This is a genomic window from Streptomyces gardneri (assembly GCF_006539185.1).
Lineage (GTDB): Bacteria > Actinomycetota > Actinomycetes > Streptomycetales > Streptomycetaceae > Streptomyces > Streptomyces gardneri.
In genome coordinates this window covers 45,343-69,806 of sequence record NZ_BJMN01000004.1, presented here as the reverse complement: position 1 = coordinate 69,806, position 24,464 = coordinate 45,343, and the positions used below count along the sequence as shown (strand labels likewise).

Below are 24,464 nucleotides of genomic sequence, written 5' to 3'. Positions count from 1 at the left end.
CGTTGCTGATGCCCCGTGCGCACGCAACGGTTACGGGTGTCCGGTGCCGCCTGCCTGCGCTTCATCAGGGTCGTCGGCAGGCGGGTTCCCCGCCCGCAGCTCCCTCCGCAGTGCGCGCAGCGCGGTACGTTCCTCCGCGCGACGCCGCAGCCAGGCACGCCGTCGCTTGCGCGTGATGACGAGGAGGAGGCCGAGGGCTAGGAGGCCGCAGGCGGCGAGGGTGGCGATGAGCCAGGGGAAGTAGGACAGCCGGACCGTGTTGCTGTCCACGGTCTTCGCCGCGCCGCCGGGAACCGTGGCGGTCACCGAGGCCGTGACCGCGCGGCGGCCGAAAGCGGGGAGGTCGGCCAGGCGGCCCGTGAGGGTGGCGCTGCCGCCGGGGATCACGTAGATCCCCGTGGGGGTGAGCGGGACGGTACGGGCTGAGCTGCCGCCGATGACGTTCAGCGTTCCGGCGAAGGTGTAGAGGACGTTGCCCGTGTTGCGTACGGTCACCGTGAACGCCTCGCCTCCGTCCGCAGGCCGGTGTTCCAGTTCCGTGAGGGTGACCTGGAGGTCGGCGGTGCCGGGGACGGTGAGTTCGACGAGCCGGGCTATACGGGTCTCGGTGTTCACCCCGCCGCTGACCGCGGGGGTGCGCAGCGCGGTGACCAGGCTGCCGAGATAGCTGCCCGGCGGGGTGCCTACGGGGACCGCGAGGGAGAAGAGGACCGTGGCGCTGCTCTTCGGCTGGACGGTGACGGTGGCCTCGGAGCCCAGCTTCAGCCAGGCCCCGACCGCGGCCATCTTCTGGCCTTCTTGCGCGGGCGCCAGGCCGCCGCCGGCCGCATTCGTGACGTCGGCGCCATAGACGTGGAAGGTCCGGGCCTCGTCGCTCGTGTTGTGGATGACCGCGGAATCCTCGATCCGGGCGCCGGCCTTCAGTGCGTATCCGAAGTGCCCGCCGGTCAGCGTCGTCAGACCGTGGAGCCCGGCCTGCACGCCGAACGGCGCGCCCGCAGCGGATTCCGGTGGAGTGGACGATGGCACGGGGGCGCCCGGCGCTGCCTGCACGCCCGGCGCCAGAGCGAGCACGAGGCCGGTGAGGAGGAGGCTCCACAGGGCGGGGAACCGTGCCCGGTGGGTGGCGGTGGCGCCGCCCTGGGCGCGCAGACAGCTATTGATGGGATCAGCCGGTAATCGTGTACTGGAGGGTGCCGCCGTACGAGCCGGGGACTGTCTCCGCGGGGATGTTCCACTGCGCCGTCGACCCGTCGTGGGTGAAGACACCGCGGGTGCCGCCGTCGCCGGTCGCCATCGTCACGGCCGGAGAGAGGCTGTGCCCGGCTGCGGGTCGGCGCCCTCGGGGAAGTGGCCGCCCGGGCCGGGCTTGGCGATGCCCGTCCACTGGCCGCCGATCCCGTTGAGGTGTCCGCCGGTCGTGATCCTCAGATTGTTCCACCCGATGGTGTCCGTGCCGCTGACCAGGTCGGTGGTGGCAACGGTCACCGACCAGGGGGCGGTGGTGGAGAGGGTGTCGGTGTACGTGAACGTGCCGAGCCCGGCCGGGGTGCTGACGGTGTTGGGGGTGTCGGAGCTGATGCTGGTCAGGAGGCCCTTGGTGGAGTTGCCGTCGAGCCACGCGCTGATCTCGGCCGGGGCTGCCGTGGGGTGCTCGGCCTTGTAGAGCGCGGCGACACCGGCGACGTGCGGGGCGGCCATGGAGGTGCCGTTCTGGGCGATGGATCCGCCGCCGATCCTCGCCGACACGATGTCCTGGCCGGGCGCGAAGAGTTCGACGCACCGGCCGTGGTTGGAGAAGGACGTCTCCTCGTCCCAGGCGTTGGAGGCCGCGACGGTGACGGTGCCTGTGGCCGACGCGGGCGAGACGTTGCAGGCGTCCTTGGCGTCGTTGCCCGCCGCGATGACGGGCAGCACACCCGCGTTCGCGAGGGCCGTGGCGGCGTTGTTCAGAGTGACGGACTTGTCCCCGCCGAGTGAGCCGTTCAGGACCGCCGGTTGCCTGGCGTTCTTCGCGACCCAGTCGAGGCCGGCGATCATGCCCGAGTACGCACCGCGGCCGTCGCAGCCGAGCACGCGGACGCTCACGAGGTCGGCCTTGCGGGCGACACCGTACGTCCTGCCGGCGACCGTGCCCGCGACGTGTGTGCCGTGCCCGTTGCAGTCCTGGCCGTAGCGTCCGTCGCCCATCGCGTCGAAGCCGAAGGTGGCGCGGCCGCCGAACTCGTCGTGGGTGTAGTCGATGCCGGTGTCGAGGATGTACGCGGTCACCCCCGCGCCGTTGCCCCGGGTGGTGAAGTCGTTGTCGAGGGGCAGGTTCCACTGGTTGATCCGGTCCAGGCCCCAGGTGGCGGCCGGGCTCCGGGGGGCGGTGGCCGGCGCAGACGGCTGGGGCGGGGTGAGTGCCACCGCGTCCTCCTCGACCGATGTCACCCCCGGGGTCTTCCTGACGATCTCCAACTGCAGCACGGTCAACGGCGCCGCGAAGCCGTTGAGGGCCTTCTCGTACACGAAGGAGGGCTTCAGGTTGAGCTTCTCCGCGACCTTGGCCGCGTCGACCGTCTGGTCGAGGGTCACGATGTACTTGCCGGGCACCGCGTTGGCGGCAGTGAAGAACGGCGCCGGGGTCGGCTCCGGACCGGTGGCGGACGCCGACGCCGTCGGAGCGGTGAGGGCCAGCGCGGTCAGGGCAGCGCTCGTGAGAGCGAGTCTGGTACGTGTGCTCACGCCGGTGAGGGCATCATGCAGAAACGATCTCCCTCAACGACATCCCGACTGATTCAGGCGGATGCCGAAAACATCACCGCAATGCGCTCCGCCGAAGCGGTGGCATCAGCCCGAACGGATCGGGGCGGGCGACATCGCCCAGCGGATCCCCGCGGTCGCGAGCCGCCCGCCCGCCCGCGCGGCCGCCCTCGCCGGCCGGGTGAGCGAGGGAAGACCCAGCTGCTCGCGCGCCCACGACGGCAGCAGCTCCACCGCACCCGCCGCGAGCAGCGCGTACGGAGCCCGGGCCTGCCAGGGGATCGGGGGATGCAACAGCAGGAACCGGGCGGTCTGCCGGGCCTCGCGGGTCCCGTCGAGCTCGCCGCGGTACGCCTCCAGCCGCCGCGCCAGCTCGGCCTGGCTCCGGGGCGGTCGCTCCACGCCCAGTTCCTCCGCGATCCGGGCCGCGTCCGCCACGTACCCGTCATAGCCCGCGGGATCCAGCGGGTGCGCCCCGTAGCTCCGGTGCGCCCGCAGGAAACTGTCGACCTCGGCCACATGCACCCAGCCCAAGAGATGCGGATCGGCCGCGTGGTACGCCCGACCGTCCGGCGTCGTCCCTCGCACCCGCTCGTGGACCGCACGGACGCGCTCCACCGCGCACCGCGCGTCATCGGCCGTACCGAAGGTCGTGACCGCGAGGAACGTACTGGTCCGCTGCAGCCTGCCCCACGGGTCGCCCCGGAATCCCGAGTGGGCCGCCACGGCCGCCATGGCCAGCGGATGCAGCGACTGCAGCAGCAGCGCCGACAGTCCCCCGGCGAACATCGCCGCGTCGCCGTGGACCGTACGGATCGGACGGTCGGGGCCGAACCACCGGGGCCCAGGCGTCTCGTGGATGCGGGCCCGCGTCCTCTCGCCCGAAGGGCCGGCGACGCGCCGGAAGAGCTCGCTGCCGAGCCGTTCCCTCAGGCCGTCCACGGTGGGAGGCGACCATCCCATGCGGTCAGTATGCACCCGCGGTGAGCCGCCGTACGGAGGAGCCGTTCCGCCGCGAGGGGGCCGGTATCGAGGCCGACGGCCGATCCACCGGAGGATCGGGCGCCCCTCGTGGCATCGCGGGACCCCTGTATGTTGAGCCGGTGGTTGGTGCACAGATGAGCGACAAGGGCCCGGGGGGCCGGCGGATCCGAGGTCTGGACGCCGAGGAGCGGCGCGCGAGGCGCCGTGAGGACCTGCTGGACGCGGCGCTGGAGCTGTTCTCCGCCCAGGGGTACCAGGACACCTCGATCGAGCAGATCTGCAAGCAGGCGTACGTCGGGACGAAGAGCTTCTACGAGGTGTTCACCGGCAAGGAGGCCGTGTACCTGGCGCTGCTAGACCGGATCGTCGTGGGCGTGACCGGACGCCTCACGGAGGCGCTGGACTCGCTGGACGACAGTCAGGACGAGAGCGACGCCGCTCGGGCCCTCATCCGGCACTTCGCGGACGCCTTCGTGGAGGACGTGCGGGTGGCGCGGGTGACGTTCGGCGAGGGCCGTGCCGTGACGCCGCTGGCCGAGGTGCACCGCCGTACCAACCGCCGCTGGGCGGCGTCCTTCGTGGAGACCGTCTGGCAGCGGCTCGGCGTCTCCACGGGGCCGCACGCGCGCGTGGTGGCCATGGGACTGATCGGCGGTCTCTTCGACATCATCGCCGACTGGCTCCTCGACGCCGAGTCGGAGCAGTCCGCCGACCGCGCCGCTCTCCAGGACGGTCTCGACCGCTTCTACATCGTCATCAGCGCGGGCCTGAACGCTTCCTGACGGCACGTCACGTCCCGACTCCTCCGTCACCCCACCCCCGACCAGCCCCGTTCCGGCGCGTGTCGAATCGGCATGTCTTTTTTGGAAACGATGCCTTGTTCCTAACAAGGGCTCATGCCCTACTTCCCGGTAACTCACCCGCGAAGAAGGAGTCGCCCCGTGGCAAAGCTCCGTACGTTCCTGGCAGCACTCCTGCTGTCCGTCCTCGCATCGACCACCCTCACCTCGACCGCCTCGGCCGGAACGGCACCGCAGTCGGGGTGGAACAACTGGTCCTGCCGGCCCGGCGCCGAGCACCCCGAGCCGGTGATCCTCGTCCACGGCATGGGCGGCAACCACTGGGACAACTTCCTGACGCTGGCGCCGACGCTCAGCGCGAACGGCTACTGCGTCTACTCCGAGACGTACGGCAAGACCCTCCTGGGCGGCCTCGCCGGCGGCCTCGCGCCGATGGCCGACAGCGCCGCCGAGCTGGGTGCGTTCGTCGACCGCGTGCGTGTGGCGACCGGGGCGGCGAAGGTCGACATCGTCGGCCACTCGGAGGGCACCACCGTCCCCGCGTACTACATGAAGCACCTGGGCGGAGCCACGAAGGTCGACGACTTCATCGGCTTCGGCTCCAACTTCAAGGGCACCAGCCTCAACGGCCTGGCGACCCTCGCCGAGGCCCTGAAGCTCCAGGGCCTGCTGACCGGCGTCGGCTGCGGGGCCTGCACCGACTACCTGCCGGGCTCGGCGTTCCTCGCCAAGCTCAACGACGGCCCCGTCGCCGTACCCGGACCGACGTACACCAGCATCGTCACCCGCTACGACACGGTCGTCACCCCGTACACCAGCGGTCTGCTCGCCCCCGCGCCCAACGTCACGAACATCGTGCTCCAGGACCGGTGCGGCCTGGACTTCGCCGGCCACCTCGGACTGGCCGTCGATCCGAACATCACCCAGCTCGTCCTGGGCCGGCTCGACCCCGAGGGCTCCGAGCCGTTCCGGTGCCGCTTCTTCACCACTCTCGGCATCTGACGTAGACCGCGCGCCCGTCGTGGGGCGGTATCCGGGCAGGGCCGATGGGCGTTGAGCCGTCGGCCCTCACCCCTTCGCCCGTCCTCCGGCGCCAGCGCCGACGTCATCCGCCGCGAGCCGGACCTACTCCCCCGCCCCGTCCAGGAGGACGCGCAGGCGCTCCAGCGCCCACGCTTCCGCATCGTCTGCCGGCTCCCGTTCGAGACAGGCGCGCAAGTCGACGCGCCTGTTGGTCCAGGTCTTCCCTGCCTGGTCGTACGGATAGAGCACGGAGACGAGGAAGTGCGCCAGGTCCGAGCGCCGGGGGTCCTCCGGCTCGGGGGAGATGAAGAACGTGCGGATCGGCGGAGCGTGATCGCCGATCGTCCCCGCGGCCTCCAGGTCGATCACGCGCACACGCTCGTCGGGATCGGCTTCGGCTTCGTCGATCGGGCCCACAAGGAAGTTCGCCAGTTTGGCGTCGCCCAGGTAGACGCCTTCCGCATGGAACCGTTCGAGCAGCCGCCATGCCTGTTCGAGGTGTCGCGGGCGCAGCCGCCCGTTCAGCTTGTGGTGCAGGAAGTTCGGCCCGTCGACGTACTCCAGGACGAGGGCGACCTTGCGCGGGACGTCCAGCGTGTCCAGCAGCGCCGGGGCCATCCCTTCCAGTCCGCGTGCGGCGAGCAGCCGGTAACAGGCGATTTCCCGGCGCAGCAGATCGCAGCCGTCGGTGCCGTCCGGCTGCAGCTGTCCGCGGTGGTAGCCGGCTTTCAGTACGACCTGCCGGAGCGTCGGCGCCGTCGCGTCCATGGCGTGGAAGACCCCGCTCTTGCCCTGCTGGGCGAGGGCGCGGAAGGCGGGGTAGCGGCGCAGGAAGCGGCCCACGGTGGGGTCCTCGGCCTCCGGCTCGGTGAAGCCGACGAGGGCGTCCCTCACGCCCTCGGGCACGGCATGCGCGAGGCTGCCGCGGTCGTCGGCCACCTCACGGCCGTCCAGGGCGAGCGTGCTGCCCACGTATGCGCCGTAGCGGTAGAAGAGCGGCAGCCGGCCGCCGAAGGGCCGGGCACACGGCACCGCGGGGCACTGGTCCCGGTACGGCCCGAGCGCCTCCTTGAGCGCGCCCAGGAACGACGCCTGCGGATCCGCCAGGTAGACGACCAGGCACTTCCCGATCTGGGAGTAGCCGTGCACCCCCGCGTTGAGGTGCTGGAGGGTGGTGAGGTCCTTCACGTACTTGAAGTGGAGGCCGGCCCCGAGCAGGAGCGGCGCCACCCGGTGCAGCATCTCCCGGGCGTTGAGCAGCGTCATCGGCACGTACAGCTTCCACCCCTGGCGGATGCCCGGGGCCGGAACCCCGCACGCGTACCAGAGGGCCGACTCGTTGAAGGAGCTGCCGGCGCCGAGCTCGCGGGGGTGGGGCAGCGCGGACATCGCCGGGACGGCGGGTGTTTGCGAGACCACCGCCGGCGCGCCGCGCCCCACGGCGGGTCCGGCCCTCAGCACTCCACCAGGACGGTGGTCACGGTCACCGTGGTGATCGTGGGGCTGGCCGCCTCCGCATCCGCCCCGGACCGGGCCGGGAGGAGGGCGGCCAGCTCACGCTCGCCGGTCGCGAAGCTGATCAGCCGGTGCGCCCGCTCCTCGTCCGTCTTCATCGCCTCCAGCTCGCGGATGACGGACTTGTACTGCTCGGGGTCCTCGCGCATCGTCCGGATGACATCGAGAATCGCCTGTTCGGTTTCGCGCTGCGCGTCCTGCTCGCTGGGCTCGCTCGGCTCGTAGGCCATGATTCCTCCTGCTCGTGGGAACGAAGATCGACTACGCCATCACTGCTGTCCGGGTGTCGAGAGGAGCCTCGGGCACCGTCCCGACCAGGGCCTCTACCGGCTCGGGATTCCGCTCCGCCATCCGGCTCGCGCGGAGGGCGACGGCGAGGATCTTCCCGTCGATGCGGATCACCAGGCCGTCCGACAGCCACTGTTCGACCAGCTCCGCCAGCCCGCTCGCCCCGCCGAGCGCCTCGAACGCGTCGCGGTCCTCGTCCCGGAACTTCTCGGCGAGCAGTCTCTCCGCCACACCGGCATCGAGGTGCCGGTACAGCGCGCTTCCGGACCGGTCGAGGGGATACCGGACGGGCGGGCTCTCGACGTCGCGGTGATCGACGATGACACCCTCCTCGTCGGGCCGTTCGATGAAGTCGAGGCGCGCGCCCGCCTGGTTGGCCCGCCGCCACTCCACGACCGCCGCCTCCACCTCCGAGGTGTCCACGGGAGCGCCCAACGACGGGTCCAGCGTGAAGTCGTGGAGGTAGACGAGCTGGTCCAGGTCCGCCTGGTCGACGGGGAAGGCGTACGCGAACATCCGGTGCGCCCCCTCCCACCGCACCCCGTGGGCTTCCGGCTGCTCGAAGTACGGGCTGAAGCGGTGCAGTTGGAACCGGCCGCCCCCGGACGGTGGCTGGAGGTGCGTGAGCTTGGGAATGAGCTCCGCCATCCGCGTGTAGGACGCCTGACCCTCCCCCGGAAGACCGAACAGCAGGTTCCAGCCGCAGTAGATGCCCAGCTCCTGGCACCACTTGAGCAGCTGAACGTTCTGGTACGGCTTGACTCCCTTGCGCATCAGCGACAGGAGGTCGGCGTCGAGGCTCTCGATGCCCGGCTGCACCCAGCGGACCCCGGCTGCGGCGAGCGTCTCCAGCTCGCTGCGCCGCATGTTCGCCTTGATCTCGTAGAAGAACATCCAGTCGTGGCCGCGCGCGGCGATCTCGGGGAGGAGGTTCCGCAGGTACTCCCGGGGCATGATGAGGTCCATGGAGTAGAAGCGCCCCACGCCGTAGCGCTTCTGGAGGCTCTCCAACTGCGCCAGGACGACGTCCGCGTCCCAGGCCCGGAAGTCCATGATGTCGTGGAGGCCGCAGAACGTGCACTGCACCTTCTGCCCGTACCAGCAGCCGCGGCTGCTCTCGAAGGGCAGCCACGGGTTCATCTTCTCCGTCAGCCCGAGGCGCGCAAGCCGGTGGAAGTAGGCGTCGTAGTCCAGGTCCAGCTTCCGGCTGCCCGCCACGACCAGCTCCGCTGCGGGAGCGGTCACCACCTCGCCGTCCTCGGTCCGCCGGCTCACTCCCGCCAGGCCGCTCAGCGAGCGGCCGTCGCGGAACCGCCGCACCAGCTCGCCCAGTACCTGCTCGCCCTCGACGTGCACGACCGCGTCGACGTACGGGCAGATCCGCATGATCGTGCTGCCCATGGGACCCGCGCACTGCGACCCGCCGAACACGATGCGCAGGGAGGGGTACGCGCGCTTGAGCCGCCGCGCGAACGCCATCGAGGCGCCGAGCTGGGAGATCGTCAGCGAGAAGCCGACCACGTCGTACGCGGACCAGTCGACCTCGTCGACGAGGTCGGCCAGGTACTCCTCGGTGACGGGTGCCAGCGCTGCCAGGATCGTGTCGGCGAGCTCCGGCCACGGGAAGCCGACGCCCAGCGGACGCTGTTCCAGCATGTCCGTGAGGTGGTCGCCGTGCTCGGGCCCGTAGTAGTGCTGGGAGAAGATCCACTCCGGCAGCGGGCCGAGCAGGTTGCCCAGGACGTTGTAGAGGTTGAGTCCGATGCGTGCCGCGTAGTCGACGTACATCTCGTGGACGTCGGTCGCGACGCCCTCCTGTCGCAGTGCCGACGCGAGCGTCGCCAGCTGGATCGACGGCAGGGTGGGTGACATCCACGGCAGCGAGACCAGCGCCACCCGGGCGCCGGTGGTGTCCGTCCCCTTCGTCTGCGCTTCCCGGGCCGCGAGCCCCGGGAAGTCGACGCGTTGGCCGGGGAGGCTGCCGGATCCCGCGATGAGCCGGTCGACCTCCTGGAGGAAGCACCTGGCCAGCCGTCGGTGCTCCCGCTCCAGCTCCGCGTTCCCGAGAGCAGCCATGCTCGCGGTGACGGCGGCCCCGAGCCCACCGGCGGTCGTCGACCGTGCGGCATCGTGGTCCCCTGCCGTCGGGGGCAGTGGGTCCTCCTTGGCGCGGCGGGCCTTCTCCGTGTCGGCCAGGGTGAAGAGCAGGCGCAACAGCTGAAGCCGTACGGGGTCGGACCGGTCCGGATCCGAGCCGTCCACGACAGGTTCCTCGCGAACAATCACGGCCGTATCCTGGCCGATCGCCGACCCCGTACAGCCCCGCGCTGCGAGCGCCGCGCCGACGCTCACCCGGGTGGCACAGCGGCTGCTGTGCCACCCGCTCTCAGGTCAGTTCGCGTTCACGAGGTCGTGCGCGGGGACGGTCACGGTCCGTCGGCCGGGTGCGCCGCCGAGGACGATCTTCCGCAGGGCGCTGTTGTTGTCGAGGTTGGTCTCCTTCAGTCGCTTGGCCGGATTGGCCAGCACCTGGATGTAGTAGGTGCCGTTGGGCACGTCCGTGATGTCGAACGACTGGCCCGGCAGGTCCTGGGTGTAGGTGTCGCCGGAGCCGACGTCCAGCACCTCGCGGACGGAGATGGAGTTCTCCTGGCCGCAGGCGGTGGACAGGTCGGTGTTGAACGGGTGCCAGTTGGCGTTCTTCACCGTGTAGTCGACGGCGTCGGTGTTGGCCAGGCAGAAGGCCTCCTTGCCGCTGCGCACCGCTTCCTTCTTGTCCGCCTTCAGAAGCCGGTAGCTGGCGAAGTCGGTGAAGTGCCAGTGCACGTGGCCGGGACGCGGGTCCCACTCCATGGTGCCGGTCGGGGTGTAGCCGACCTGCTTGCCCGCGGCGTCGTAGAAGTACTGGTAGGCGTCCATCTTGGCCTTGCCGGGCGAGCGGAAGCCGTCCACCACGAGCTGGGCCGGACCGGCGTTCCACACGTTGGCGCTGAACGCCAGGTAGTCCTTGCCCGGGACGTTCTGGCCGCCGTCGCTGATGGTGATGCCGTAGGCCGGCAGCGACCGCAGGTCGGGCTTGGGGACGTTCGGGACGGTGGGAGTCCCGCTGGGCCGCTGGGACCGCGGCGTGAGGGCGGGCGCCTGGCGCGAGCCGTCGGTCTGCCCGGCGGTGTCACCGGCCTGCATGTCGGCACGTGCGGCCTGCTGCCGCTTCACCGCCCACGGCACGGCCGGGGGCGCGGCCTTCAGCGGCCCGTGGCCCACGTTGTACGAGGGACCCGCGCCGCTGGTCTCCGGTGCGCCGGCCTGGGCGGGGGTCGGAGCGTGTCCCGCCCCGTGCCCGGCGTGACCGGCCGGGGCCTGGTGGGCAGCGCCGTGCCCGGCGTGTCCCCCGGCGGCGGCGGACCGGGCGGGTTCGGCGCCGGCGCCGTCCTCCCAGCTGCGCTCCTGGATGGTGAGCTTCACGGTGGCGGGCTTGTCGGCGATCCCGAGGAGGTCGCGGTACTTCTTGGCGACCCCGATCTTGGCCGTGTACGTGCCGGCGGCGAGCTTCACCGGCTGGGTGTAGGAACCGCCGTAGGTGTTGGCGGCCCACCCCTTCTCGACGCCCCACACGGAACCGAGGGTGAAGGCGTTGGTGGGGCAGCTCTCCGGATACTTCGAGGTGGAGGGCGCGTCGGGTCGGACCCGTCCGCTGGCGTTGTTCGGGCAGAAGCTCTCCGTCTTGCTGACGACCTTCTTGCCCGTGTTGTCGGTGATCGTGATCTCCGCGAAGCCGGGCAGCCCGGAGAAGTCCTTCACGGTGCCCGGCGGCAGCGTCTTGGTCTTGGCCCTGCCGCCCTGGAACACGGTCTGGGTGATGGTCACCGGGTCCTTGTAGGACTTCCGGGTCACCTTGAACTCCAGCGGTGTTCCCTCCGCGGTCAGGTAGGTGCCCAGGTCCAGGTAGACGCCGGGCTCCTCCTTCCACGAGGTGAGCGTGACCGAGTCGGTCGCCGCGATGAGACTCAGCTTGGGCCCCGTCGCTGCCTTCGCCTGGTCCGGCGTGGCGGCCATGAAGCCGACGGTCACGGCCATGGCGGCGACAGCCGTGGTACCGGCGAGCAGCGGACGCCGCAGCCGAGTGGTGCGCGTAGTGGTCATCGATCCCTCGTTCTCCGAATGCTGTGACAAGGAAGCGGACAGCGGGCCACCCGGTCCGGCGGGACGTGAACACGTCCGGCCGGAGCGGTGACAGGCACTCGCTGCGCCCGTGCGGAGAGATGAGGGGACCGGATGCCCGGTTGTGCGGAGGGTCGAAAGTGTCGGGATGTTGGCCAGAAATCGCTGCCACGGTGGAAACGTACTGTTGCCAACCGCCGAACCGTTCGACGGGTCAACGGACCGGCGAGGCGTACAGGCTCACCGCCCGGTGCCGGGCGTCGAGAGCCCGAGGTGGTCGCGGAGGGTCACGCCCTCGTACTCGGAGCGGAAGACGCCGCGCTCCTGGAGCAGCGGGACGACGGTGTCCGCGAACTCGTCCAGGCCGCCCGGCGTGATGTGGGGGACCAGGATGAACCCGTCGGCCGCGTCCGCCTGCACCAGGTCGTTGATCGTCTCGGCGACCGTGGCGGCGGAGCCCACGAAGGTCTGCCGGGACGTGGTCGCGATGACGAGCTCGCGGATCGACAGGTTCTTGGCCTCGGCGAGCTCGCGCCACTGCCGGGCGGTGTCGAGCGGGTCGCTGAACTGGCGGACGCTCGCCCGGCCGAGGGCGATCGTGTTCTCGCCGACCTCGGGGTCGATGTCGGGCAGCGGGCCGTCCGGGTCGTAGGCGGACAGGTCCCGGTTCCAGACGTGTTCCAGGTATTTGATCGCGGTCTGGCCGCTGACCTGGAGGCGGCGGACCTCATGGGCGATCTCGTGCGCCTCGGCGTCGGTGTCGCCGAGGACGAAGGTGGCCGCCGGCAGGATCTTCAGCTCGTCCGCTGAGCGGCCGTACCGGGGAAGGCGGCCCTTGACGTCGGCGTAGAACTCCCGGCCCTCGTCGAGCGTCGCGTGCCGGCCGAAGATCGCGTCGGCCTGGGAAGCGGCGAACTCCCGGCCCTCGTCGGAGTCGCCCGCCTGGAAGATCACCGGCCGGCCCTGCGGGCTGCGCGGCACGTTGAAGTGGCCCTCGATGTCGACATGCTGTCCGTGGTGGGTGAAGGCCCCGGCCTTCGCGTCCCTCAGGAAGGTGCCCGACGCGGGGTCGGCGACGACCTCCGAGCCGTCCCAGGAGTCGAACAGCTCCGTCGCGGTCGCCAGGAACTCCTTCGCGCGGGAGTAGCGCTCCTCACGCGGCAGGTAGCCGCCGCGCCGGAAGTTCTCGCCGGTGAAGGCGTCCCAGGAGGTGACGACGTTCCATGCGGCCCGGCCTTCGGAGAGGTGGTCCAGTGAGGCGAACTGGCGGGCCACCTCGTAGGGCTCGTTGAAGGTGGAGTTGATGGTGCCGGTCAGCCCGAGCCGCTCGGTGACGGCCGCCAGGGCGGCGAGCACCGTGAAGGTGTCGGGGCGTCCGACGACGTCCAAGTCGTAGATCTTCCCGCCCTGTTCGCGCAGCCGAAGCCCCTCGGCGAGGAAGAGGAAGTCGAACTTGGCTCGCTCGGCGGTCTGCGCGAAGTGGATGAACGAGTCGAAGTCGATGTGGCTGCCGGCCGCCGGGTCGCTCCACACGGTGGTGTTGTTGACTCCGGGGAAGTGGGCCGCGAGATGGATGCGCTTGAGTGGCTTGCTGCTCATGGTGGGTCCTTCCGGGTCCGGGATCAGGCGGCGGGGTGGGCGGCATAGCGGCCGACCGGGCGCTCCAGGCCCAGCAGCCCGCGCAGGGTGTCCGCCTCGTAGCTGCGGCGGAAGACCCCGCGCCGCTGGAGCTCCGGTACCAGGCCCTGGGTGATCGCGGGCAGGTCGTGGGCGACCACGCCCGGTCGCAGCCGGAATCCCGACAGACCGGCCGACCGCCAGTCCTGGAGCAGGTCCGCCAGCTCCGCGGGCGTCCCGGTGAAGACCGCCGTGTCGCTGCTGTACGGGGCGTCCGCGAGCGCGTCGAGGCGACTGCGGCGCGCGTCGGCCGCCCGGGCGTCCTCGTCCAGGAACACGGTGAGGTCCGCGAAGAGGTGCAGCGGCTGCGCCGAGAGCCCGGCGGACTCCCTGGCCTGCCGGATCTCCGCGACCGCGGCCCGGGCCCCGGCGGCGTCGCGCACGCCGAGGTACCCGACGTCCGTGGACCGGGCGATGAGGCCGTACGCCGTGTCGGTGCCGGCAGCGCTGGCCGCGCTGACAACGGGTTGCCCCTGCGGCGGGCGGGGAGTGATCGACGGCCCTCTGACGCTGAAGTGGCGGCCCTGGAAGTCGACGTAGTGCAGCTTGTCGCGGTCGACGAACCGGCCGGTGGCCACGTCCCGGATCTCGGCGTCGTCGTCCCAGCTGTCCCACAGTCGGCGGACCGCCTCGACGTGGTCGGCGGCCTCCTCGTAGGCCTCCGCGTCGGGGAGCGAGACCGCCCTGCGTCCGAAGTGCCGGGCCTCGTGGTCCAGTTGTGAGACCTGGATGCTCAGACCGGCACGTCCTCGGCTGACGTGGTCCAGGGTGGCGATCGCCTTGGATATGTGGAACGGCTCGGTGTGGGTGGCGGTCACGGTCGGGACCAGGCCGATGTGCCGGGTCAGCGGGGCGACGCGGGCGGCGGTGAGTACCGCGTCCAGCCGCCCGCGGACCTGGTCCGTGCGCCCGTCGGGCCCGTCCGCCGAGGACGACTGGAGGGCGAGGGCGTCCTCGAAGGTGACGAAGTCGAGCAGTCCGGCCTCGGCCTCGGTCACGACGTCGGACCAGTAGCGGGCCGTGAAGAGCTCGCCGGGCCGGGCACCCGGCTCGCGCCAGGCGGCAGGATGCCAGCCCGCGCCGTCGAGCGCGACGGCGAGGTGCAGCGGTTCGGAAGACGCCGATGCGCGTGCGGATTCGGGCGGGGATGCGGACATGTCGAATTACGCCTTCCTGATCGGCCGCACGAAAAGGAGGCCGATGCGCGTCGCGAATGTGAGGGCGTACGAGAGAGCGGGAAAAGGCGCCCTTCACCAGTATCTTTTCGAAACGCTACGCCCGAGAGCAGCGCCATACAATGACCGGAATATTAAGAGGACTTGGCAGAAGTGTTGCCGGGCGCGCGGACCGCCGTGAAGGACGGGCGGCGACGCAGGGTGAAGCCGATCGACTCGTACAGTCGGATCGCCGTCGTGTTGCTCGCGGAGGTGTGGAGGAACGGGACGTCGCCGCGCTCCCGGATGCCCGCGGCGACGGCGCGGACCAGCCGTGTCGCCAGCCCCCTGCCCCGGTGTTCGGGATGGGTGCACACCGCGCTGATCTCGGTCCAGCCGGGCGGCCGCAGCCGCTCCCCCGCCATCGCGATCAGCCTGCCCTGATGCCGGATGCCGAGGTACGTGCCCAGCTCGACGGTGCGGGGCAGGAACGGCCCGGGCTTCGTGAGCCCGATCAGATCGAGGATCTCGGGTACGTCGTCGGGTCCGAGCCGCACCGCCTCGGGGGCGGGTTCGACGCGCAGCGAGGTGTCGACCAGCTGGACGCCGAGGACCGTACCGACGGCCTCCCATCCGTCGGGCGGGGCCGGGACGCCGGAGAGCGTGGCGATCCCACCGTTGCCGATCAGCCTGTGCAGGTCGGCCCAGGAGTCCGGGTCGGCCGGGTCCGCGAGGGCGGCGAACGGCGAGACGTCCGACGGATAGCGGGCGGCCCGGGAGGGGAAGAGGCCGGTCTCGGGGCGGGCCGCCCGCTCGGCGAAGGCGGCGTGCGGGCCGGACAACGCGGCCCAGGCCGGATTGTCCAGGACGTGCGGGGACACGACGGTACCCAGGCGCGTACTCGGACTCGCAATCGTGCTCGGACTCGTACTCGTGCTCGTGCTCGGACCTGCGTTCGTGGTCATGCGGCGGGGCTCTCCGTCCATGGCGCGGTCCGCGGGGCGGGGATTCCGGAGTGGGTCACCGGCAGGCCCGGCGGGTCGACCGCTGATGTCGTTTTCCGCGACGCAAGCTAGGCAGCCCGGAGAAGGGCTGTCAACGGCCCTGATATCGGTATGCGCGAAAGCGTGTGGCAATTTCATACGCCGTACACATAACGCCTTCCCGTGAAATGAATCAGCACGAAAAACGACGACGCCCCGGCCGTCGTGTGGCCGGGGCGAAGGGCGAGAAGGGGCGGAGGTTACGGCGTTCCGTCGGCCGGGAACCTGCGCTGCTCGTCGCTGACGGCCGGGGTGCCGCCACCCGGGAAGCGCCGGGCGGAGGAGGCCGTCGGGGTGCCACCGCCCGGGAACTTCCGGAGGGCCGCGAGGGCGGCCGCGGCCACGGCCGGCACGGCCAGGACCTTCAGCGTCGTACGGAGAGGGGACTTGGCCTGGGGCATGTCGGTTCCTCCAGGGGAATCGAGGTGGTCGGGTTGGCCGGGCGGGCCGTTCTGACCACCTCAGTCTCGCCAGATCCTTGTCCCAGGCGCCTGATCCTCAGGTCCCACACGTGTCCCACCTTGCCCGCACGGCATGACTGCCCGCACGAGCGTGCCGGTACCCGTGTTGACCAGCTCGAACGTGCCGCCGAGCTCCTCGGCCCGCTCGGCCATCGAGTGGAGGCCGACCCCTTCGTCGCGCTCCGCAGGAATGCCGTCCCCGTTGTCGCGGACCTCGATGGAGACCGCCTCGCCGGTCAGGACCACGGTGGCCTCGGCCCGGTCGGCGTGCGCGTGGCGGACCGCGTTGTTCAGCGCCTCCGCCGCGATCCGGTAGACGGCGACCTCCACCGCGGCCGGAAGCTTGGGGAACGGCTCGGGGCACAGGCCCACCGTGATCCGCACCGTACGGCCGAGCTGCTCGGCGAGCCGTTGCAGCGCACGCGGCAGATCGGCGCTGTCGAGGGCGGCCGGGGCCAGGCCGCCGGTGATCCGGCGCAGTTCGTCGATGGCCCGGCCGATGCCCTCGGAGACGGCGGTCAGCGACCGCAGTGCCTTGGGTTCGGTCGGTATGACCGACCTGACGGCGTCGACCTGGAGCCGGAGTCCGGACAGGGCCGGACCGAGTCCGTCATGGAGGTCGTGCCGGAGGCGGCGCCGTTCCTCCTCCCGGGCCAGGACGATCTGTTCGCGACTGGTCTGCAACTCCTCGTAGAGCCGCAGGGAGGCGATGGCGGGGGCACTGTGGTCGGCCAGGAGGCGTACGGCCTCACGGTCCTGGTGGTCGAGCGCGAGCTCTCCGTGGCGGGGCGGGACCAGGAGGTGGCCGATGACGTCGCCCTGGTAGACGAGCGGGAACCGCTCCTGCCCACGGCCCGGGTCGCCCCTGCGGGCCAGCTCACGCTGTCCGTGCCGGGTGCTGATGACGAGGCGGGCGCCGGGCAGCCTGAGGGTGTGGACCACGGTGTCGCAGAGCAGCCGCGGCATGTCGCCGGGGTCGAGGGCGTGCCCGAGCCGGTCGGCGAGCTGGCGTACGGCCTGGTACGGCTGGGCGCGCTCGCCGTAGTAGTAGCGGTCGACGAGGCGCGCGGCCCAGCGCGAGGTGGGGCGCAGCAGGACGCCCACGAGCAGGGCGGCGGAGGCGATCAGCGCGGACTTCGGGGTCGTGGAGCCCGGTGCGAAGTACGAGAGGACGAAGCCGCCGCCCACGTAGGCCATGAACAGCACGAAGGTGAGGACGAAGCTGGTCAGGATCCGCCGCCCGGCCCGGTCGAGGGCCCAGGTCCGCTCCCTGACGTGGATGTAGCCGAGCGTCGCGGGCCAGGCGGCCGCGGCGATGTAGAAGGCGATGACAGTGAGACCTTCGGGGGCGGCCGTGAACCGGTGCACGTACAGCATCGTGATCCACAGTCCGTACGGGACCGTGAGGATGGCGTACGTCCGCTCCTGCTTGGGTGTCCGGCTCCAGCGTGCCGCCATGAGGAGCACGGCCAGGGCGACGATGACCGGCGGCACCCAGAGGACCGCGGTGTCCATCCACGGGGTGAGCAGGTCCTCCAGCCACGTCCAGGCGCCGCCCGTCAGGGGGGTGGGCCGCCCGTAGTACGTGAACTCCGGGTTCGCGAAGGCGTAGAACTGCTGCAGGGCGCTCCACACCGCGATGACCGCCACGTAAGGGCGGCCCCAGAGCGCGGGCAGGCGGCCGCTCGGCAGCCACAGGGGCAGCGGATAGATGACGACGCCGAGCAGCGTGTAGGCGAACAGGGCGAAGAGCAGCACGGCGGCGAAGGCGCCCGGGCCGACCCGGGCGGTCACGGCCACCAGGGAGAGCGTCTGAGCCAGGGTCAGGGCGCAGCCGGCGGCGAGCAGCAGCAGGCCCAGGGCGTGTGCGGAGCGACGGGCGGCGAAGACCATGCCGGTCAGGGCGAGGCCGAGTCCCAGCAGGGTGTGGTCGGCGGCCAGATGGAGCCTGACGCCCTGGAGGGCCGGGTCGTCCAGGCGGGTGAGGGTGACGCCCGCCCAGACGACACCGGCGACCATGGTGAGGACGCACACCGCGTAGGCGGGCACCATGTCCGGTCTCAACAGGGGGGCGTCCCGCGCTTCTCCGCGGCCTGCGCGCATTTCGGCCTCCTCGCCGGTTCGGCGGTGGTTCCCAGCGTCGTACGCCCGTGGTCCCGGGCGCATGAGACGCGTGTCCCGGCCCGGCCCCGTCTCAGTGCCCGGAGGTGTCCTCCCCGAGGCCCGCGTCGCGGGCGCGGGCGACGGCCTCGGCGCGGGAGGTCACCTGGAGCTTGTCGAAGACGTGCGTGATGTGGTTGCGCACGGTCTTCTCCGACAGGACGAGTTCACGGGCGATGCGTCGGTTGTCGTACCCCCGGGCGATCAGTCCGAGGACCTCGACCTCGCGGGAGGTCAGTGCGGGGAAGAGCTGTTCCGCGTCGCGCTGCCGGTTGCCGGAGAGCAGCTGGGAGAGCCGGGCGGCGATGTCGGAGCCGATGACAGCGCCCCCGCCGGCCACGGTGTGCAGCGCGTGCAGGACCTCGTCCGAACCCGCGCCCTTGACCACATAGCCGCGGGCACCGGCCTGGAGCGCGGCGAGGAGGCTGGCGTCGTCGTCGGACATCGTGAGCATGAGGACCGGCAGCCCCGGGTGCTCCTCGGCGAGCCGCCGGGTGGCCTCGATGCCCGAGACGTCGGGCAGGGAGAGGTCCATGACGACCACGTCGGGCTGGTGTTGCGCGACGGCCTCCGGCACTTCTCCGCCTGTCGTGGCCTCGGCGACGACCAGTGCGCCGCCGGTGCTCTCCAGGGCGGCTTTCAACCCCTCGCGGAACAGTGGATGGTCATCGACGATCAGGACGCGGGGAACGGAGCGGTCTTCTTCGCGCACAAATCGACACTATCAGTAACATTCGGTTACGCACGGTAGTGGATCGTGTTCCCGCGTACGGGCGGGGCGCGAAGGGGGCGACCGTCTCATGCCCTTGGGAGCACCGGCCGCCGATCGTGAAGGGGCAACCCGCCCGACTCACGGATGTGGATCCGTCATGTGCCCCACCACGTCGGCGCTCACCCTCGACCGGTCCGTCCAGGCCGGGCCCGTGCACGTTCCCGTCCAGGTCTGCCGCGGGGCGGGGTGGCCGGACGAAGTGACCTCGACCCTGCGGCAGATGGGAGCCGACCGGCTCGTCGTCCTCACGGACCCCTCGCTGCCGACCGCTCTCCTCGCCCGCGTGCTGGCCTCCCTCGACAGCGCGGCGCCCACCGAGGTGCGATGGCTGACGGCCGGCACGCGGCTGCCCGCCGAGGGCCTCCGCGCCGTGCCGGACGGCTCGGCTCTCGTGGCCCTCGGTGGCACACGGATCGTCGAGGCGGCCGACCGTCTCGTCCACGCCGACGGGACACCTCCCCCGCTGCTCCGCCTGCCGACCACTCTGCGCGCCATGGCGGACGCGGCGCTCTCCGTCGCGGGCCGGGGCGGCGTCGCGGGCGCGGGCCCCGGGACGATCCTGGTCCGGGATCAGCTCGACTTCCTGGAGACCCTGGACGCCTGGGCGCTGCGGGCCGGGGTGTGCGCCCTCGTACGCGACGTGCTCGCGGTCGTCCCCGGGTCGTACGACCAGGTGGCCGCCCGGCTCCGGCGCGACGGCCACTACGACCCGGGCACCCTCGTCTCCTTCCTCTCGCTGTGCGTGGAGGTCCGCTCCGCGCTCCTGCGCTACGACCCCCTCGAAACGGGCCCGGCGATGGTCCTGCACTACGGGCGGGCCCTCGCTCGCGCCCTCCGCGCGAGCACGCGCCCGGGTGCCCCGCCCCACGGCGACGCCGCGCTGCTCGGGCTTCGGGTCGCGGCGCGCGTCGCACGTCTGTCGGGGCTCCTGGACGCGGCCGGCGAACAGGCGCACACCGAGCTCGTGGAACGGGCGGGCGGGCCGTCCGCACTGCTCCTCGGGGCCGACGCCGAGAACGTCCTGGCAGAGCTGGTACACGGCCCTACCGGGCGCCGGCTGCCGCGCCGGCGGGCCGCCCGCGCGGGGACCGACCGGGTGGGCATGGTGCTGCTGGACGGCCTGGGCACCCCGCACCTGGAGCGCGGCCGGGCCGTCACCCCCGTCGGGGTCGATGTCCTGCGTGCCGCCCTCGAAGCGTTCGCTCCCGCCCCCGCAGGGCGTACCCCGGGACTGGGACAGGGAGCGGGACAGGGGCCGGGACAGGACCACTCGCTCATGCCCCTGGGGCGCCGGGCGCCGGAGAGTCGATGACAGAGCACGACCCCCCACCCTCACGTCTGGAGAACCGACATGCCAAGGATCACCTGGTCGCACAAGCCCCACGGCGGGCTGCGCGACCGAGGCTACGCACTCGTCCGCGGCGCCGACCTCGACGTCGACCCGGCCGCGCGCGACGCCCAGGGGGCGCTGGCCGACGAATGGAACCGGCTGGAGCCCGACCGCTACCTCAAGAACGGTGCCTCGTTCAGGGAGCGCCGGTACGACCGGTTCCGGTACCTGCCGCGCACCCGCGCCGTCCAACTCCTCGCACACCGGCCGTACTTCCAGTCGCCCGAGGCCAACCGCTACGCCGGCGGCATCCATCGCGAGGTGGCCCCCCTCACCCGTGGCTCCGTCGCCAACGCCCTCCTCAACGAGCTGATCCGCTTCGACTTCTCCCAGTTCCCCGTCGACGAGGACAGCCTCGATCACCCTTGGGAGGTCGACTGTCATCAGTTCCGCACCCGGGCGACCGCACGGGAGGCGGGCGAGCCCACTCCCGAGGGCATCCACCGGGACGAGATCGACTTCGGCGCCATCCACCTGATGGAGCGGGCGAACACCCGCGGCGGCGACTCACGGGTCCACAGCGAATCCGGCGACGTGCTCGCCGAGTTCCGGCTCGAAGACCCCCTCGACACGATGTTCTGGGCCGATCGCGACGTGCTCCACTCCGTCACGCCCACCGCTCCGGTGGACCCCGGCCGGCCGGCCACGCGGGACATCCTCATCCTCGGTTTCACCTGCTCGCCCGGACTCCGCGCGAGCGACTGACAGGAGCCCTGGACATGACTACCACGCACACCCGCGAACCCACCTCCACCCTCACCTCGACCGTGGTCCTCTGCCTCGTCTCCGTCTACGTCGTCTGGGGATCCACGTACCTCGCGATCGACTACACCCTCGACACCATGCCGCCGCTGCTCATGACGGGCACCCGCTTCCTCGCGGGCGGCATCGTCCTCGCCGTGTTCCTGCTGGCCCGGGGACACGTGCTGCCGACCCGCCGGCAGTGGTTCCACTGCGCCGTCGTCGGCGGACTCATGCAGGGCGGCTGCGTCGGCGGCATCGCCATCGCCGAGCGGTACATCTCCAGCGGACTGGCCTCCGTCGGCATCGCGACCGTCCCCGTGTGGACGGTCCTGATGGCCGGCCTCGCGACCCGCCGCTGGCCGAACCGCCTGGAGGTGTACGGCATCGGTCTCGGCCTCGTCGGTGTCGTCCTGCTCGCCGTCGACGGAGGACTCGGCGGCGGGACGAAGGGCTCGGTCGTGATCATCGTCGCCGCGATCAGCTGGTCGCTCGGCTCGGTGCTCAGCCAGCACCTGGACCTGCCCAAGGGACCGATGGCCTACGCCGGAGAGATGCTCGCGGGCGGCACGCTGGTCACCCTCGTCGGACTGCTCGCCGGGGAGAGCCTCGACCGGACACCGGACGCGGCGGCGCTGTGGGCCTGGGGCTACCTCGTCGTCTTCGGCTCGCTCCTCGCCTACAGCGCGTACATGTACCTGCTGACCACGGTCCGTACCTCCATCGCCACCAGCTACACCCTGGTCACTCCGGCCGTGGCCGTGCTGCTCGGCGCCTGGATCCTCTCCGAGCGGGTCAGCGTCCTGACCGTGCTCGCCGTGGCGGCGGTCCTGCTCGCCGTCCGGTTCATCTTCATAGGAAGGAAGCTTCGCGATGCGCACGACAAGCACGAGGGCTAGGAAGGTGCTCTTCATCGGGGACACCTCCCACTGGAGCCGGCTCGCCGCCGCCCACCTCCGGGACGTCTTCGACCACGTCTCCGTCATCCTCTGGGACTACGGCGACCCTCCGCCCCGGGCCCACGAGAGCTGGCACGGCGACCACATCTTCTGCTTCAAGGCGGATCTGCTCCTGAAGCCCCGGACGCTCGCGCGGGCCGCCGTCAGCGCCCTCAACTTCCACCCGGCGACACCCCAGTTCCGCGGCGTCGGAGGTTACGACTTCGTCCTCCGGGAAGGCGGCGCGGAGTTCGGCTCCACCAGCCACCACATCGTTCCGCGGATCGACGCCGGACCGATCGTGAAGGTCACCCGCTTCCCGATCGTCCCCGGCGAGAGCGCGGCCTCGCTCAGCGCCCGTACGGCGGCGCACTGTCTGGTGCTCTTCTACGAGGTGATCGGAATGATCGCGCAAGGACGGGAGCTCCCCGTCTCCGACGAGCAGTGGGGCGAGCGGCTCTACACGCGGGCCATGCTCCAGCGGCTCCGCACGACCCCCGACACGGCTGCAGGGAGGCTGTGATGAAGATCGTCCTCGCCTATTCGGGCGGCCTCGACACCTCGCTGGCCCTCTCCTGGCTCCAGCGGACCTACGACGCGGAGGTCATCGCCTTCTGCGCGGACCTGGGACAGAGCGAGGACCTCGCCGAGGCCCGGTCCCGCGCCGAGCGGAACGGCGCCGCCAAGGTGTACGTGGAGGACCTGCGGCACGAGTTCCTCGCCCGGTACGCCTTCCGGGCGCTGCGCGCCGACGCCGTCTACGAGGGAAAGTACTTCATGGCGGCCTCCTTGAGCCGGCCGCTGATCGCGAAGCGGCTCGTGGAGATCGCCCGTGAGGAGGGGGCGCAGGCCGTCGCCCACGGTGCCACCGGCAAGGGCAACGACCAGGTCCGATTCTACGCGGGCATCACCGCCCTCGACCCGGGGATGCGCATCATCTCCCCGGTCCTCGAATGGGACCTGCACACCCGGGCCGCTCAGATCGCGTACGCCCGTACCCACGGGGTGCAGACCCCGGCCTTCAAGTCCAGCCCGTACAGCCGCGACACCAACCTGTGGGGCAGCAGCGTCGAATGCGGCCCGCTGGACGACATCCTGCTCGCCCCGCCGGAGGAGGTGTACACGGCGACCGTGTCGCCCGAGTCCGCCCCCGAAGACCCGGAGCTCGTGCGCCTCACCTTCGAGCGGGGCGTGCCCACCCATCTCGACGGAGAGGCCCTGGGCCCGGTGGAGCTGGTGGAACGGCTCGCCGAGCGCGCCGGACGGCACGGCGTCGGCCGTATCGACATCATGGAGAACCGTCTCGTCGGCCTGAAGGTGCGCGGGGTGTACGAGAGCCCCGCGGCCACGGTCCTCTACGAGGCCCACCGCGAACTGGAGAACCTGGTCCTGGAGCGCGAACTGTTCCAGTACAAGGCGGAGATGGGCCGTCGGTACGCCCAACTCATCTATGACGCCAAGTGGTTCACCGGGCTGCGCACCTCCCTGGACGCGTTCTTCACGGACGTCCAGGAACGGGTCGGCGGCACGGTGACGGTGAAGCTCTTCAAGGGCTCGGTCACGACGGTCAGCCGCTCCTCCCCGCACTCGCTCTACCACCCGGACTACGCCTCCTACGAGGCGGAGAACGAGTTCGACCAGCGAGCGGGCGAAGGATTCTCGTACATCTGGTCGATGCCCGCCCGTGTGGCGGGCCTGCGCCGAGGAGGCGCGTCATGGACATGAACCACGCACCGGTGACGGGCACCCGGCCCGCGGGCCGCACGCTCGCCGAACGTGTCCCGGCGAGCCGGAGGCCGCAGCGGACGGCGACCACGCGCAGGTTCCTGATGTGCAGGCCCACGCACTTCGACGTCACGTACGCCATCAACCCGTGGATGCGGCCGGAGGAGGGAGCGGACCGGGCGCGCGCACTGCGGCAGTGGGCCGCGCTGCGCGATCTGTACCGCCGACTCGGTCACACCGTGGAGGAGATACCTCCCGACCCGCGCCTGCCGGACATGGTCTTCGCCGCCAACGGTGCGACGGTCATCGACGGCCGGGTGCTGGGCGCCCGCTTCCGCCATCCGGAGCGGGCCGCGGAGGGGCCGGCGTACCTGTCCTGGTTCGCGGACCACGGCTACGCGACGACCCGTGCGCCGCGCTTCATCAACGAGGGCGAGGGCGACTACCTGCTCGCGGGCCGGACGATCCTGGCCGGTACGGGCTTTCGCACGGAGCCCCGGGCGCACGAGGAGGCCGAGGAGTTCTTCGGCCTGCCGGTGGTCACCCTCACCCTGGTCGACCCGGCGTACTACCACCTCGACACGGCCCTGAGCGTGCTCTCCGACACCGAGATCATGTACTACCCGGGGGCGTTCTCGGAGGGGAGCCGCGCGGTCCTGGAGATGCTCTTCCCCGGGGCGATCCTGGCGGAGCCCGAGGACGCCGCGGCCTTCGGGCTCAACGCGCTGTCGGACGGCAGGCATGTGCTGCTGCCGTCGGCCGCGGGCCGGCTGGCCCGGGCGGTCGCGGCGCGCGGCTTCGAGCCGATCGGGGTCGATCTGTCCGAGCTCCTGAAGGCGGGCGGCAGCGTGAAGTGCTGCACGCTGGAGCTGCGTCCGTCATGAGCA

At 71.4% G+C, this 24,464-nt stretch carries 21 protein-coding genes and 1 pseudogene; 8 read left to right on the top strand and 14 right to left on the bottom strand.

The annotated features are described in order from the left end of the window. Window positions 1-30: 30 nt before the first annotated feature. The 4 genes and pseudogenes from SGA01_RS02405 to SGA01_RS02395 all read right to left on the bottom strand — a co-directional run bounded on the left by SGA01_RS02405 (window position 31) and on the right by SGA01_RS02395 (window position 3,708). Window positions 31-1,029: a hypothetical protein gene (locus tag SGA01_RS02405; protein ID WP_141292825.1), complete on the bottom strand. Its 999-nt coding sequence runs from the start codon at window positions 1,027-1,029 to the stop codon at window positions 31-33. A gap of 139 nt (window positions 1,030-1,168) precedes the next feature. Next, window positions 1,169-1,303 carry a hypothetical protein gene (locus SGA01_RS41675; protein ID WP_255325137.1) on the bottom strand — a complete coding sequence of 45 codons (135 nt, stop codon included), beginning with the start codon at window positions 1,301-1,303 and terminating at the stop codon, window positions 1,169-1,171. A 233-nt stretch (window positions 1,304-1,536) separates the two neighbouring features. Then, a pseudogene (locus SGA01_RS02400) lies at window positions 1,537-2,727 on the bottom strand (S8 family peptidase); the annotation flags it as partial. A 105-nt stretch (window positions 2,728-2,832) separates the two neighbouring features. Beyond that, window positions 2,833-3,708 (bottom strand): oxygenase MpaB family protein, encoded by an 876-nt coding sequence (locus SGA01_RS02395; protein ID WP_141292821.1) that lies wholly within the window; start codon window positions 3,706-3,708, stop codon window positions 2,833-2,835. Between the two features lie 155 nt (window positions 3,709-3,863). Here SGA01_RS02395 and SGA01_RS02390 point away from each other — a divergent pair, with 155 nt between their 5' ends. Then, window positions 3,864-4,511, top strand: a complete 648-nt coding sequence (locus SGA01_RS02390) for a TetR/AcrR family transcriptional regulator (protein ID WP_229917731.1) — start codon at window positions 3,864-3,866, stop codon at window positions 4,509-4,511. Between the two features lie 159 nt (window positions 4,512-4,670). Then, window positions 4,671-5,531: a lipase family alpha/beta hydrolase gene (locus SGA01_RS02385; RefSeq protein WP_141292818.1), complete on the top strand. Its 861-nt coding sequence runs from the start codon at window positions 4,671-4,673 to the stop codon at window positions 5,529-5,531. A 123-nt stretch (window positions 5,532-5,654) separates the two neighbouring features. Here the strand turns inward: SGA01_RS02385 and SGA01_RS02380 are convergent, their stop codons facing one another. From SGA01_RS02380 to SGA01_RS02335, 10 genes are all read right to left on the bottom strand, one after another. Then, entirely contained in the window at window positions 5,655-6,941 is a 1,287-nt protein-coding gene (locus SGA01_RS02380; RefSeq protein WP_141292816.1) for a class III lanthionine synthetase LanKC N-terminal domain-containing protein, read from the bottom strand. A gap of 65 nt (window positions 6,942-7,006) precedes the next feature. Then, complete coding sequence (locus tag SGA01_RS02375; protein ID WP_141292814.1) at window positions 7,007-7,297, bottom strand: hypothetical protein; 291 nt, start codon at window positions 7,295-7,297, stop codon at window positions 7,007-7,009. Window positions 7,298-7,328: 31 nt separating this feature from the next. Next, complete coding sequence (locus SGA01_RS02370; protein WP_141292812.1) at window positions 7,329-9,617, bottom strand: RiPP maturation radical SAM C-methyltransferase; 2,289 nt, start codon at window positions 9,615-9,617, stop codon at window positions 7,329-7,331. A gap of 129 nt (window positions 9,618-9,746) precedes the next feature. Continuing rightward, entirely contained in the window at window positions 9,747-11,498 is a 1,752-nt protein-coding gene (locus SGA01_RS02365) for a lysyl oxidase family protein (protein WP_141292810.1), read from the bottom strand. A gap of 258 nt (window positions 11,499-11,756) precedes the next feature. Continuing rightward, a complete protein-coding gene (locus tag SGA01_RS02360) occupies window positions 11,757-13,115 on the bottom strand; it encodes an NtaA/DmoA family FMN-dependent monooxygenase (protein WP_141292808.1) in 1,359 nt (452 codons plus the stop codon). A 23-nt stretch (window positions 13,116-13,138) separates the two neighbouring features. Continuing rightward, window positions 13,139-14,350, bottom strand: a complete 1,212-nt coding sequence (locus SGA01_RS02355) for an LLM class flavin-dependent oxidoreductase (RefSeq protein ID WP_141292806.1) — start codon at window positions 14,348-14,350, stop codon at window positions 13,139-13,141. A 152-nt stretch (window positions 14,351-14,502) separates the two neighbouring features. Continuing rightward, window positions 14,503-15,312: a GNAT family N-acetyltransferase gene (locus SGA01_RS02350; RefSeq protein ID WP_141292804.1), complete on the bottom strand. Its 810-nt coding sequence runs from the start codon at window positions 15,310-15,312 to the stop codon at window positions 14,503-14,505. A gap of 278 nt (window positions 15,313-15,590) precedes the next feature. Then, window positions 15,591-15,791 (bottom strand): hypothetical protein, encoded by a 201-nt coding sequence (locus SGA01_RS02345; RefSeq protein WP_141292802.1) that lies wholly within the window; start codon window positions 15,789-15,791, stop codon window positions 15,591-15,593. A gap of 60 nt (window positions 15,792-15,851) precedes the next feature. Then, on the bottom strand, window positions 15,852-17,954 hold the full coding sequence (locus SGA01_RS02340; protein ID WP_141292800.1) for a sensor histidine kinase: 2,103 nt from the start codon (window positions 17,952-17,954) through the stop codon (window positions 15,852-15,854). Between the two features lie 91 nt (window positions 17,955-18,045). Continuing rightward, window positions 18,046-18,723 carry a response regulator gene (locus SGA01_RS02335; RefSeq protein WP_141292797.1) on the bottom strand — a complete coding sequence of 226 codons (678 nt, stop codon included), beginning with the start codon at window positions 18,721-18,723 and terminating at the stop codon, window positions 18,046-18,048. 157 nt (window positions 18,724-18,880) lie between these two features. On the opposite strand from SGA01_RS02335, the gene SGA01_RS02330 reads away from it, so the two are divergent. From SGA01_RS02330 to ddaH, 6 genes are read left to right on the top strand one after another with little or no spacing between them, the layout of a single operon-like run. Then, entirely contained in the window at window positions 18,881-20,095 is a 1,215-nt protein-coding gene (locus SGA01_RS02330; RefSeq protein ID WP_167533983.1) for a 3-dehydroquinate synthase family protein, read from the top strand. A gap of 39 nt (window positions 20,096-20,134) precedes the next feature. Then, window positions 20,135-20,878, top strand: coding sequence for a 2OG-Fe dioxygenase family protein (locus tag SGA01_RS02325; protein ID WP_141292793.1), 744 nt, complete (start codon window positions 20,135-20,137; stop codon window positions 20,876-20,878). A 14-nt stretch (window positions 20,879-20,892) separates the two neighbouring features. Continuing rightward, the gene (gene yedA / locus SGA01_RS02320) at window positions 20,893-21,813 is read left to right on the top strand and encodes a drug/metabolite exporter YedA (protein ID WP_141292791.1); all 921 of its coding nucleotides are present in this window, start codon (window positions 20,893-20,895) and stop codon (window positions 21,811-21,813) included. After that, window positions 21,788-22,375, top strand: coding sequence for a formyltransferase family protein (locus tag SGA01_RS02315; RefSeq protein ID WP_141292789.1), 588 nt, complete (start codon window positions 21,788-21,790; stop codon window positions 22,373-22,375). The genes yedA and SGA01_RS02315 overlap by 26 nt, the downstream gene beginning before the upstream one ends. Further along, window positions 22,375-23,577 (top strand): argininosuccinate synthase, encoded by a 1,203-nt coding sequence (locus tag SGA01_RS02310; RefSeq protein WP_141292787.1) that lies wholly within the window; start codon window positions 22,375-22,377, stop codon window positions 23,575-23,577. Before SGA01_RS02315 ends, SGA01_RS02310 begins: the two co-directional genes overlap by 1 nt. Next, the gene (ddaH, locus tag SGA01_RS02305) at window positions 23,574-24,461 is read left to right on the top strand and encodes a dimethylargininase (protein WP_141292854.1); all 888 of its coding nucleotides are present in this window, start codon (window positions 23,574-23,576) and stop codon (window positions 24,459-24,461) included. The genes SGA01_RS02310 and ddaH overlap by 4 nt, the downstream gene beginning before the upstream one ends. Window positions 24,462-24,464: the final 3 nt, after the last annotated feature.

Excerpts from the sequence above, each read along its gene's own strand:
- SGA01_RS02360 (WP_141292808.1), bottom strand. The coding sequence starts at position 13,115 with ATGAGCAGCAAGCCACTCAAGCGCATCCATCTCGCGGCCCACTTCCCC.
- ddaH (WP_141292854.1), top strand. The coding sequence starts at position 23,574 with ATGAACCACGCACCGGTGACGGGCACCCGGCCCGCGGGCCGCACGCTC.
- SGA01_RS02395 (WP_141292821.1), bottom strand. The coding sequence starts at position 3,708 with ATGGGATGGTCGCCTCCCACCGTGGACGGCCTGAGGGAACGGCTCGGC.
- SGA01_RS02355 (WP_141292806.1), bottom strand. The coding sequence starts at position 14,350 with ATGTCCGCATCCCCGCCCGAATCCGCACGCGCATCGGCGTCTTCCGAA.
- SGA01_RS02310 (WP_141292787.1), top strand. The coding sequence starts at position 22,375 with ATGAAGATCGTCCTCGCCTATTCGGGCGGCCTCGACACCTCGCTGGCC.
- SGA01_RS02345 (WP_141292802.1), bottom strand. The coding sequence starts at position 15,791 with ATGCCCCAGGCCAAGTCCCCTCTCCGTACGACGCTGAAGGTCCTGGCC.
- SGA01_RS02350 (WP_141292804.1), bottom strand. The coding sequence starts at position 15,312 with ATGACCACGAACGCAGGTCCGAGCACGAGCACGAGTACGAGTCCGAGC.
- SGA01_RS02380 (WP_141292816.1), bottom strand. The coding sequence starts at position 6,941 with ATGTCCGCGCTGCCCCACCCCCGCGAGCTCGGCGCCGGCAGCTCCTTC.
- SGA01_RS02340 (WP_141292800.1), bottom strand. The coding sequence starts at position 17,954 with ATGCGCGCAGGCCGCGGAGAAGCGCGGGACGCCCCCCTGTTGAGACCG.
- SGA01_RS02390 (WP_229917731.1), top strand. The coding sequence starts at position 3,864 with ATGAGCGACAAGGGCCCGGGGGGCCGGCGGATCCGAGGTCTGGACGCC.
- SGA01_RS02330 (WP_167533983.1), top strand. The coding sequence starts at position 18,881 with ATGTGCCCCACCACGTCGGCGCTCACCCTCGACCGGTCCGTCCAGGCC.
- SGA01_RS02375 (WP_141292814.1), bottom strand. The coding sequence starts at position 7,297 with ATGGCCTACGAGCCGAGCGAGCCCAGCGAGCAGGACGCGCAGCGCGAA.
- yedA (WP_141292791.1), top strand. The coding sequence starts at position 20,893 with ATGACTACCACGCACACCCGCGAACCCACCTCCACCCTCACCTCGACC.
- SGA01_RS02315 (WP_141292789.1), top strand. The coding sequence starts at position 21,788 with ATGCGCACGACAAGCACGAGGGCTAGGAAGGTGCTCTTCATCGGGGAC.
- SGA01_RS02365 (WP_141292810.1), bottom strand. The coding sequence starts at position 11,498 with ATGACCACTACGCGCACCACTCGGCTGCGGCGTCCGCTGCTCGCCGGT.
- SGA01_RS02325 (WP_141292793.1), top strand. The coding sequence starts at position 20,135 with ATGCCAAGGATCACCTGGTCGCACAAGCCCCACGGCGGGCTGCGCGAC.